Raw genomic sequence first — 10,524 nt, 5'->3', positions numbered from 1 at the left:
TTTATCTTTGTTTTGTACAACATATCCGAGAGGCTTTCTCTTAGGTTTTCATCAACATGACTGTTGTTTTCAGGAATTAAATAATCTAGGTCTACTATTTCTACAGCTTCTTGAGGGAGATAGTTCCATAAGAAATCTCGAGCTATCCTTATGTCACTGAAAATTCGTTTGAAGAATAGATCATGAGGATTGTGCACTAATTCATTCATGTCTGGCCTCTCTTTTTTTAGATTTTGTTTGTCAATTTAATTATACCATATTTTGAAAAATCTATAAAACATGCATTAGGCCATATTATACGTAAGCGAGAGATTGAAGAAATTCGAATATTCTTAGAGGGATAAAAAATAACGAAAGAGTAAATAAAAATTCACATGAAGTTAATTTTTCTTGCAGATACTATTAGTGGAGATGGGAAAATTAAAGAAATTTGAATTGACTAGAGAACACATAGTTTTTTATCTTCAGTTAGAATTAAAATTCCATCATTGAAAATTGCCAATACTAAATCTTCCCCCAATGTATCGCCTGCGGAAAGCTTTATAAGTTCATCGAAGAAATAAACAAACCCTGTATTTCTTCCTTCTGAATCTATGAAAAAACCTGAGAATTCTACCCCTTCTTTTTGATATTTAGGCAAGTTATCTTTTTGTGACCATAGATCTAATAAGTCAATTTTTAAAGGCTTGAAAATGTTTGAGCTTTTTATGTATAATTTTTTATTATTAATAACATCCGTTGGAGTGTACTCAAAATTAGGATATGAAAAGGATACGGCGATGTCAAAATTATCCCCAAGTTCAAGAAAAGAATCGTTATTTCTTTTTATAATCATACTTTCCAACAAAAGATCAGAAGATAAAATATTTTCTAACTCTTTTTGTAGAGGCTCTGATAAGAAGTTGCTTTCTACTTCTGATATGGTATGGAGAGAGAATTTTAGGTTCGGTGATTCAATTTCATAATTTTTTATATACACTAAAGTTATAATCAACAAAAGAATAATAAATAGATAGCGTTTCATTGGTTGACTCCTTGTTCTTTAATTTCAAGAACCACGTAATAATTGGATCCCATGTTTATTTTAGAGACTTCTGATATGGAGTACTTGCTCTTTATTTTCTGAGTTGGTTCCATAAAGGTTGCAACTTTTGCTGTTAGTCCATCGGTCAAGGAGTAGTTGAATTCTATTAGAAAGAAGTTGTTATCTGTTAGGAAATCAAAAAATTCTTCTACGACCATCCTTTGGTTGGCAACTTTGTAAAGGTAGTTGTTGTAAGTATAATTTAAGTTGTTTTGTATCCTTTTGATATTCAGATATTCTTGATATTTCTCATAACTTTCAAAAACTAGAAGAACGAAAAGTATAATTATTATTGTTATTAGTGTGTATTTCAGAAATTTTCTAACGTTAGATTCTAACAGGAACAATTCTTTTATCCTCCAAATATTTTATTGCTAATTCCTTCAATTCTTGATTATTAAAAAAGTATGTTGGTTTTTCGTCAACTATTAATCCTGAAAATGCGAATTCTTTGTTTCTAATAAACTCATAATTGAAAAAATCTGTACCTAAAACGTATCTACCCTCTTTGAATTCTAAGACTTTTCTCAAAAGAATGGATTGAATCGGTAGAATAGTGTCAAAGAATAAAGATCTTTTTGATTTTTTGTAGTCGATAGCATCGATTACCAAGAAATATTCTTTATCAGAAGAATGTATCTTTTTAAAAGCGATTTTTTTATCAGTTATTTCTTGGATGTATATTTTTCTCAGTTGAAATTCGTTTTCAAATGGTTTTATAAAACAATCAATATGATTTATACATACTTTTTTCCCTTTGTATTTGAACTTAATCATAATTTTCCTCCAAAGGCTTGAAAATAGATCATGGATTGGTAAGAGCTCCTGTGACTGGGACGACGTTGAATATGGTTTTTCCTTCGCTGTTTACAATTCTGCCTCCCATTCCTGCTATTTTTCCAAAGCTCCATAATAGATCTTGGCTACTTTGATCTTCTATTCTGTATCTTATATCATAAGTCACGATTTTTAATTTTCCCTGTACTATTTGAGAGCGTAGGATTCCGTTTAAGTTGTTATCCTCTCCGTAATGGGTAGAGGCGCTTCGTGTTTTATACACCACCTCTGAAGCTATGAATCTTTCCGTAAGAGATGAAAAATATTTTTGAAGTGGATATACAGTGAAAAAAACTATCGACGAGAACAAGATTAATTCGATACCCAGAGAAACTAGTACTTCCATAAGTAAAAAGCCTTCCTTATGAGATTTAGAATGTACCCCCCATTTCAAATTTTATCCCCCCTAAGTAGACATTGGAGTAAATTTCAAATGCTAAACTCAAAATTATTACAGATAAAAATATTATAAGTACAGGTTCGATCATTTTCATAATCTTATCTGAAGCGGTTTTAAAAGATGAATAATAATAGTTTTCTAAAAAGTCAAACACCTCTTTATAATTTCCTTTCCTTTTTGAAACGCTCATTGTTAAAGAAAACTCTTTAACGTCTTTTATTTTTGAAAAAACTTCGGTAAGATCTTTCCCTTTTTCTATATCCAAATAGGCAGTTAAGAAAGTAGATGAAATATACTGTGAATTTGTATTAGAAAGGACTATTTCTAAAGCGTTGTATATTGTGAGACCACTTTTTAAAAGTAAGTTAACGTTCCTTGTGAATTCGTGAAGTATGTAATTCTTGTACAAGGACTTTAAAAACGGAATCTTTGTCCAAAAAATATCGTTTCCCTTGCCTATCCAGAAAGTTATCAACCCAAAGAAGAAAAATATCAACATACTTATCAACATGTAAGTTGATAAGTTAAGATTAATATCGTATCCTAAAAGAGTAGAAAACTGTGGAATAACCCAAAAATTTAGAAGAAAAAGCAAAACCAAAATTGATGAAAGAATTAGTAGTGGATAAATTAATGATTTTTCGGCGGTAGACCTGGAAAGTTTGACGTTGTTATAGTAATCTTTTAAATTGGATAAGTTTTCTCTTAAAATTAGCGTTGTCTTTGAGATATTTATTGTATACCTAAAGTAGTTATCTATTTCAGGAAAGTCAAATGCGGTTTTGTAGTCTAATCCTTTTTTTACTAAAAAGTAACCTTTAAAAACAACACCTCTTATGAACTTATCAACCTGTTCGTTGAAAACTAAAAATTCCATAGCTTCAAAGAGGGTCAACCCCGAGTTTACAAGGAGGTACAGATTATCAACAAGGCTGATCATTTGATCCATATTGAATTTTTTGCGGTTGAAATAAAAGTTATCAACGTTGATGTTGATAACTCTGATGTTGAGATTAGACAGAATATCATAAATTTCTTCTTTATCTTTTACAAGTAATAGACATTCGTATCTTTTATTTGATGATCTTTCCTCAACTTCCACCTGGTAAAGTTTTTTCACCTTTTCCCTTCTTTTATCCTTTGAAATGTACCTTATTTTTTGTTTTGATTTCATCCATGACCAATTCGTAAAAGTATCTGCTTCTCATAACTTGAATGGATTTGTATAATCTTTGTATGGTTGAAGATTTGTGATAATTATATGGTGAATCATAGATTTCTATTTCTTCACCTTCATACTTTAATAATGAGTAGCAAGGTGTTCTTGAAAATGAAGCGGTATTGTACCATCCTTGAAATGGTGGCATGATACCAGGTAAGAGGGTAGAATAGAAAAAACTTTCTTGAATGGTGCTGATCTTTTTAGCTGTTATTTCTTCAGTCTTTAAATTTATCAGTTCGATTTCTAAAGGAATGTTTAATTCAGCATCTTCTTCTAATTGATATTCATACTTGCCTAAATTTGAAGAAAGTTTGAGACAATTTTTTATGTTTCCAAAAAAGATGTAATCTTTGTCTATTGTGTTCAAGTAGGGTTTTAAGCTTTTTATACTTTGATGAAGAATCTTTTCTTTTTTGAGTTGGAAACAGGCGATACAAAATCCTGTGATGCCGTTGGTGATGATTTTATCATAACTGGATAGATCCAAATCTTTTAAGTTTTCAGCTGCTTTAATTCCTTGCCATCCAAATCCTCCACTTACTAAAATCATGATATTTTCTCCAAGATTTCTTCTTTTCTTTCTAAAACAGCTTTTCTTCCAGTATCTATTAAAGCTTCTGTTTGTGTGAAATCTAAAGTATTAAAGTCTTCTGTGGGCAATTCGATAAGTACGTTAGCAAACTTTTCTGTTAAATTATCATATATATTTTCTCTTATTGTATCCATCCTATCAAAAGCTTGGGAGGCATTTTTTACTTCCTCGTATTTTATCTTCTTTGATAAGAGTTTTAGGGCGATAATTTTATCTGCGCCAACTTTTTTAGCCGTTAGGATAGGCAGCTTTTCCAAGGTTCCACCATCTATGTATTTGCTTCCGTTAATTTTAACGGGCCTGAATGCACCAGGCATCGCCATGCTAGCCTTTAAAGCTGGGAACAAAGGTCCTTCACTGAAAATTACCAAATCTCCACTATCCATTTTTACCGCTGTACAATAGAATTTAATTTTCAAATCTTCAAAGGTGACGTCTTTAAATATCCTTTTTAATATGTAAAAATAAAGAAAAGAAGGTAAAGCCGATGGTAGCAAGTTTGCACCTATACACGTCAAAATAGATGGTATTTTACGAGATGAGGGTGCTTTTTTTATAAAAGGAGCTTTTTGTAACCTTAAAGCGTATTCATACAATAAGTTGGAATTACCTAAAATGGCATACCCAGCACCTACGAGTGCGCCAATACTTGTACCAACAACGATATCAAATTTAATTCCCATTTTTTCAAGTTCTAAAAGTGCTCCAACGTGGGCAGCTCCTTTGGCCCCACCTCCAGATAAAGCAACCCCAAGCAATATTAAACCTCCATAAAATCATTTATGTGTTCTATCACTTCTTTCACCTTATTAGCATATTTTCCGCCGGCTTGTGCAAAAGTTGGTCCACCGCCTCCACCGCCACCTAAATAGGAGGCTATTTTTCTTGCAATGTTTCCGGCGTGGAACTTTTTAGAAGTGTCTTTTGATACTTTTACTACCAAACTTACTTGCTCATTGTTACTCTTGTTGAAAAGGATCACAACGCCTCTACCTAACTTTTGAAGTAGGATATCGGCCGTGTTAGCATGAACGTCTTTTTCTAAGTTTTCTAACTGAGCTACTACCACCTTTTCGCCTTCTATGATTTGTGGAGTTTGCGCTAATCTTTCTATATTTTTTGTGGCTAGTTGAAATTGAAGTTGTTTAATTTCTTTTTCCTGATTTTTGATAGTTTTTAGGATGGTTTCGATTTTATCTGGTATCTGGTCCCTTGATGAGTCTAATATTTTAGATAAATTAGTGATAATACTTTCCAATTCTATAACATAGTTAAGACTTTCAAAACCAGTAATAGCTTCTATTCTTCTAACTCCTGAAGAAATGGAAGATTCTTCCAGAATTTTGAATAGACCTATTTGTCCTGTATTCGAAACATGTGTTCCACCACAGAACTCTCTTGAGAAATCGTCAATTTCCACAATTCTTACCACTTCTCCGTATTTTTCTTCAAATAAGGCTATAACATCCATATTTTTTGCCTCTTCTAAGCTTTTTAGGTATATGTTAACAGGGATAGCTTTTTGTATTTGTTCGTTTACAAGGTATTCGATTTGCTTTATTTGATCTTGGCTCAAAGGCTCATAATGTGTGAAATCGAATCTTAATCTTTCCGGAGCCACATATGAGCCAGCTTGCCTTATATGCTCTCCAATTACTTTTCTTAGTGCAGAATGCAAAAGATGTGTTGCTGTGTGGTTTTTCTCTGTCGCTTTTCTCTTTTTTTCATCAACTTTTAGAAATACTTTTTCTCCGTTTTTTATACTACCTTTTTTTATTTTTACTAGGTGAGATATTATCTCATTTCTTATAGGTTTAACATGTATAACTTCAGCTTCGAATGATTCATTGTAGATAATACCCTTATCAGAGACTTGCCCTCCCCTTTCTGCATAAAAAGGCGTTTTAGAGAAAAATAGTTCAATTTCTTCATCTTCTTGAGCTTGTTGGACAATACTGTCTCCTTTGAGTATAAGCTGAACTTCTTCGGTTGAACTTAGTTTATCATAACCAATAAATTCAGTTGGATTCAAAAATTTATCGATTTCTTTGTAAATTTGTTTAGTTGTATCATATTCTACTTTACCCGAAGCTGCTCTTGCCATCTCTCTTTGTTTGTTCATCAGTTCTGTGAATTCTTTTTCATCAACTTCTATCCCTTTTTCGGATAATATCTCTTTTGTGAGATCCAAAGGAAATCCGTATGTATCGTAAAGTTCGAAGGCGATTTTTCCGGGTAATGTATCTTCGTTGTTTAAGTTTTGAATTATGTTGTTTAATCTTTCCATCCCTTTTTCCATCGTCTCAAAAAACTTTTCTTCTTCCATAGAAGAAATATCTTTAATTAAATTTTCTTTTTCGATAAGTTCAGGATAAAATTTTCCCATTTTTTTAATCACTGTTTCAAGAATACTGTTTAAAAATGGGCCTTTTGCACCCAAAAAAGCTCCATGTCGTACAGCCCTTCTTATTAATCTTCTTAAAACGTAGCCTCTTCCTTCATTTGATGGTATAATTCCTTCAGATATTAGAAAGGCAATCGCCCTTGAATGATCAGCTATTACTTTTATTGATACATCTTTGCTTTTATTTTCTCTGAACTTTACACCAAAGATTCGTTGTATTTCTTCTATTGTTTCTTTGAATAGATCGGAGTCAAAATTATCATATTTGCCTTGAGCCACTGCGCAGATTCTTTCAAAACCCGCCCCGGTATCAATGTTTTTTCTTGGTAAAGGAGATAGGTTTCCGTTTTCATCGGAATAATATTCAGTGAAAACTATATTCCAAATCTCGACAAAACGTCCACAATCGCATGCAGGAGTGCAGTTTTCTTGATCAGGGCAGTTTTCGGTATACCCTGTATCAAAGTATATTTCTGAACATGGCCCACATGGGCCGGTTGGACCTGCAGGTCCCCACCAGTTTTCTTCTTTACCGAATCTTAGTATTTTATTTTCAGGTATTTTGATGTCGTCTTTCCAAATATTAAAAGTTTCGTCATCGGTTTCATACACAGAAGCCCATAATTTTTCGGCTGGAAGTTCCAATTCTTCTGTTAAAAATTCCCAAGCCCATTTTATAGCCTCTTTTTTGAAATAATCCCCAAAAGAAAAATTCCCCAACATCTCAAAAAAGGTATGATGTCTGGGGGTTCTTCCAACATTTTCTATATCGTTCGTCCTTAAACATTTTTGACATGTGGTTATCCTCGTATACGTTGGTTCAACTTTTCCCCAAAATATTGGTTTAAAAGGGACCATTCCAGCCACCGTAAACAACAATTGAGGATCGTTGGGAATTAAGGAGGAACTAGGTAACCTTTTATGCCCTTTTTTCTCAAAAAAATACAAAAATCTTTCTCTGATTTCTTCAGAGGTAAAATATTTCATATAGAAATCCTCCTAATTTTTTTTCAAATTATTCTTTCTTTGAAAACTCTAAAACTTCTGTCAGTAACCCTTTGCCCCGCTTCCCACCCTCACTGAAGTTTCTGATTTCTATTCTTTTAATATTTAACTACTAAATAAGCAGTATCATTATCGATAAGTATGTTGTTGTTAATCTTTTTTAGCTCTGTTGCGGAAAGAGTTGTACCATTGTATTCGATTCTGATTTCTAAAGGGTTAGTCGAATCTATTTCTATATTTTCAGGTTGAGAAGTTAAATAGCCATCTGACAGAAGATCTTCCATTTCTAAGCCTTTTAAATCGGGATTGTAAATGCCATAGTTCATTACAGCGACTTGAACATTTTGCATTTCAGTTACTATTTTAGTTGCTTTAGCTTGATTGATAAGTCCTGTAACCGATGGGATGGCGATGCTTGCGAGGATCGAAATGATCCCCAATACTATTAGAACCTCAACCACTGTGAAACCTTCGTTAAATTTTGTCTTTTTCATTTTCGCCCCCTATATCCACAGTATTCTCAACAGAAAATACCACATTGGGGTTACGATCAACAAACCATCAATTCTGTCGAGCATTCCCCCATGACCTGGTAGAATTTCTCCAGAGTCTTTTACATTATAATACCTTTTAATAATTGATTCTGTTAAATCACCGATGGTATCGAAGAAACCCACCATCAGCGCAAAGATAAGCGTCTGCAAAAGAGTTATTTTTTGAATACTTCCAAAAAAAATCCCAATGGAATCAAATATAAGTATATAAGCAAAAGCGAAAAAGATGCCACCTAATAATCCCTCCCAACTTTTTTTTGGTGAAAAATGCGGAGAAAGTTTATGTTTACCAAAGCTCAGCCCGAAAAAATATGCACCAGCATCAAAAGCCCATACCGTAGTCAATGCTAAAATCGCCATCCCTGCTCCATAGTTCAAATGAATCAAATAAAAGTTTGAAAGGAAAAAAGAAACGTAGATAATACTTAATGCAGAAGATTCTATAAACCTCTTTGTGTGAGTTATCTCTTTAACTAAAAGCATAATCGAAAATACTGATGCTACAAAAGCTAAGAAAAATATTCCTTCACTTTCAAAAGGTAAAATTCCTCTATATTCTGCCTCCAAAGAGAATCCATATATAAGACTGGATGTTCCTATAATGAAAGTTAGCAAAAGCTTGATGAAATCGTTTTTGACATCACTTGTAAATAGTTCAATCAGTTCAAAGGATGCTAACATCACTATAGTTGTAACCAATCCTAAAAGAGTGGGATATGTTAGATAAGAAAAAACAACTATAGGTCCAATAATTACACCCGATAATACTCTTGTCCAAAGTTCTTTTTTATTCAAAAGCTTTCCTCCATATCTTTAGATAATACTATGGTTAGAAATTCTAAAATTGTTTTAGCGCCCCTTTGCCCGCCCTAAAGGATAAAGGAATACTTATTTCTTCGGTCTGCAGCCCGTCCACACTGGGGGGAGGGCTTCGCCCTGTAACCCTTTAAAAAACTAAATCTAATTTTTGAAAATTACTTTCCCTCTTACAAGCCCACCTTTATAGGCGGTGGGTAGTTGACTTACTGCTTATACCGCCAAATCGTCTTTCTCTTTTAGAATAATCTAAAAGGGCGTTAAAGTAATCATCATAGGAAAAATCAGGCCATAGAGTTTCTGTAAAATACAGCTCCGAATAAGCAGATTGCCAAAGTAAAAAGTTACTTAATCTTTGTTCACCTGCGGTTCTTATTATTAAATCAGGATAAGGAACATTCGGTAAATAAAGGTTTTTGTCTATGTCTTCTTTTGTTACTGTTATCTTCTTTTCTTCCAAGATTTTGTTTACAGCATCTAAAATCTCTTGCCTTCCACTGTAATTCAAGGCAAAGATCAAATTGAAATCTTTGTTATGTTTACTTATCTCCTCGATTTCTTTACAAGTCTTTATAAGATTTTCTGGTAGTTTATTGATTCTTCCCAAAAATCTTACATTTACCCCGTTTTCTATGATTCGTTTAAGGTTATCTTCAAAGTATCTTATGAATAAATCAAACAAAAATTCTATCTCATTTTGTGGTCTCTTCCAATTTTCTTCTGAAAAGGTGTATAAGGTAAGATAATTAATTCCAAATTCTTTAGACCACTCAATAACATTTAGGGCAGTTTCAGCACCCTTTTGATGTCCATAGTTCCTGTCATGTCCACTTTTAGTTGCCCATCTCCCGTTTCCATCCATAATTATACCCACGTGAGTAGGTATTTTTGAAAGTTTCATATTTATATTTTCCACATTTATGACTCCATGATCTCTTTTTCTTTTCTTTGGAATATTTTTTCTGCATCTTCTTCTTTTTCTTTCAAAATCTCTTGAATTTCATCCTCCATTTTTTTTGCTTCATCCTCACTTAATGAGCCCTCGTTCTTTATTTCTTTAACCTTTTTTATATCGTCTCTTCTAATGTTTCTTAAAGCCACTTTTGTTTCTTCCAACATTTCCTTCACTGCTTTTACCAATTTTCTTCTTTCTTCGATAGTGGGATTTGGAAAAGATACTCTCACTACGTTACCATCATTTATAGCGTGAAAGCCGAAATTAGAGGCATTTATCGCTTTTTCTATGGGTTCCAGCATCTTTTTATCCCATGGGGTGATCACAACTGTTCTTTCTTCTCCAACACTTAAGGTTGCGACCTGATTAATGGGGGTTGGCACACCGTAATAATCGACTTTTATATCCTCAAAAATAGCGGTAGTAGGTCGTCCGGTTCTTACTTTTTTTAATTCATCCTCGAAATGCTCAATGGTTTTTTTCATTTTTTCTTCTGCTTCTTTCGCATAAGAACTTTTCTTTGCCATGACTTCACCTCCGGAGAAAAAATTTTGAATTTTTTGCATGGATAAAGTGTAATTCAGCAAATATTATATCACACTGAAGGGATTTTCTTATATGATATAATATTGGGAGATTGAATAAACACGAAAAG

The 10,524-nt window shown here is 33.0% G+C and carries 13 protein-coding genes; all 13 read right to left on the bottom strand.

Translation table 11 applies throughout. From position 1 onward, the window contains the following. Positions 1 to 209: Rpn family recombination-promoting nuclease/putative transposase (locus tag AA81_RS04370; RefSeq protein WP_146050341.1), on the bottom strand; the 209-nt coding region annotated here is incomplete at its 3' end. A 230-nt stretch (positions 210 to 439) separates the two neighbouring features. After that, complete coding sequence (locus AA81_RS04365) at positions 440 to 1,024, bottom strand: hypothetical protein (RefSeq protein ID WP_012208465.1); 585 nt, start codon at positions 1,022 to 1,024, stop codon at positions 440 to 442. Next, entirely contained in the window at positions 1,021 to 1,431 is a 411-nt protein-coding gene (locus AA81_RS04360) for a hypothetical protein (RefSeq protein ID WP_012208464.1), read from the bottom strand. The genes AA81_RS04365 and AA81_RS04360 overlap by 4 nt, the downstream gene beginning before the upstream one ends. Further along, positions 1,412 to 1,861, bottom strand: coding sequence for a hypothetical protein (locus AA81_RS04355; protein ID WP_103898320.1), 450 nt, complete (start codon positions 1,859 to 1,861; stop codon positions 1,412 to 1,414). Before AA81_RS04355 ends, AA81_RS04360 begins: the two co-directional genes overlap by 20 nt. 28 nt (positions 1,862 to 1,889) lie before the next feature. Further along, the gene (locus AA81_RS04350; protein WP_012208462.1) at positions 1,890 to 2,267 is read right to left on the bottom strand and encodes a hypothetical protein; all 378 of its coding nucleotides are present in this window, start codon (positions 2,265 to 2,267) and stop codon (positions 1,890 to 1,892) included. 25 nt (positions 2,268 to 2,292) lie between these two features. Then, positions 2,293 to 3,441, bottom strand: coding sequence for a type II secretion system F family protein (locus tag AA81_RS04345; RefSeq protein ID WP_169999610.1), 1,149 nt, complete (start codon positions 3,439 to 3,441; stop codon positions 2,293 to 2,295). A 13-nt stretch (positions 3,442 to 3,454) separates the two neighbouring features. Next, positions 3,455 to 4,093 carry a hypothetical protein gene (locus AA81_RS04340; RefSeq protein ID WP_103898318.1) on the bottom strand — a complete coding sequence of 213 codons (639 nt, stop codon included), beginning with the start codon at positions 4,091 to 4,093 and terminating at the stop codon, positions 3,455 to 3,457. Further along, the gene (locus tag AA81_RS04335) at positions 4,090 to 4,893 is read right to left on the bottom strand and encodes a patatin-like phospholipase family protein (protein ID WP_169999609.1); all 804 of its coding nucleotides are present in this window, start codon (positions 4,891 to 4,893) and stop codon (positions 4,090 to 4,092) included. The genes AA81_RS04340 and AA81_RS04335 overlap by 4 nt, the downstream gene beginning before the upstream one ends. Before the next feature lie 2 nt (positions 4,894 to 4,895). Next, on the bottom strand, positions 4,896 to 7,526 hold the full coding sequence (gene alaS / locus AA81_RS04330) for an alanine--tRNA ligase (protein WP_103898316.1): 2,631 nt from the start codon (positions 7,524 to 7,526) through the stop codon (positions 4,896 to 4,898). Positions 7,527 to 7,642: 116 nt separating this feature from the next. Continuing rightward, on the bottom strand, positions 7,643 to 8,038 hold the full coding sequence (locus AA81_RS04325; protein ID WP_103898315.1) for a prepilin-type N-terminal cleavage/methylation domain-containing protein: 396 nt from the start codon (positions 8,036 to 8,038) through the stop codon (positions 7,643 to 7,645). Positions 8,039 to 8,047: 9 nt separating this feature from the next. Then, positions 8,048 to 8,893: a phosphatidate cytidylyltransferase gene (locus tag AA81_RS04320; protein WP_103898314.1), complete on the bottom strand. Its 846-nt coding sequence runs from the start codon at positions 8,891 to 8,893 to the stop codon at positions 8,048 to 8,050. A 205-nt stretch (positions 8,894 to 9,098) separates the two neighbouring features. Further along, positions 9,099 to 9,815, bottom strand: coding sequence for a polyprenyl diphosphate synthase (gene uppS / locus AA81_RS04315; RefSeq protein ID WP_169999611.1), 717 nt, complete (start codon positions 9,813 to 9,815; stop codon positions 9,099 to 9,101). 17 nt (positions 9,816 to 9,832) lie between these two features. Continuing rightward, complete coding sequence (frr, locus tag AA81_RS04310; RefSeq protein ID WP_103898312.1) at positions 9,833 to 10,396, bottom strand: ribosome recycling factor; 564 nt, start codon at positions 10,394 to 10,396, stop codon at positions 9,833 to 9,835. Between the last annotated feature and the right edge of the window lie 128 nt (positions 10,397 to 10,524).

Source organism: Petrotoga halophila DSM 16923 (assembly GCF_002924615.1).
This window is presented reverse-complemented; position numbering and strand designations above follow the sequence as displayed.

Excerpts from the sequence above, each read along its gene's own strand:
- uppS (WP_169999611.1), bottom strand. The coding sequence starts at position 9,815 with ATGAAACTTTCAAAAATACCTACTCACGTGGGTATAATTATGGATGGA.
- AA81_RS04355 (WP_103898320.1), bottom strand. The coding sequence starts at position 1,861 with ATGATTAAGTTCAAATACAAAGGGAAAAAAGTATGTATAAATCATATT.
- frr (WP_103898312.1), bottom strand. The coding sequence starts at position 10,396 with ATGGCAAAGAAAAGTTCTTATGCGAAAGAAGCAGAAGAAAAAATGAAA.
- AA81_RS04350 (WP_012208462.1), bottom strand. The coding sequence starts at position 2,267 with ATGGAAGTACTAGTTTCTCTGGGTATCGAATTAATCTTGTTCTCGTCG.
- AA81_RS04365 (WP_012208465.1), bottom strand. The coding sequence starts at position 1,024 with ATGAAACGCTATCTATTTATTATTCTTTTGTTGATTATAACTTTAGTG.
- alaS (WP_103898316.1), bottom strand. The coding sequence starts at position 7,526 with ATGAAATATTTTACCTCTGAAGAAATCAGAGAAAGATTTTTGTATTTT.
- AA81_RS04325 (WP_103898315.1), bottom strand. The coding sequence starts at position 8,038 with ATGAAAAAGACAAAATTTAACGAAGGTTTCACAGTGGTTGAGGTTCTA.
- AA81_RS04340 (WP_103898318.1), bottom strand. The coding sequence starts at position 4,093 with ATGATTTTAGTAAGTGGAGGATTTGGATGGCAAGGAATTAAAGCAGCT.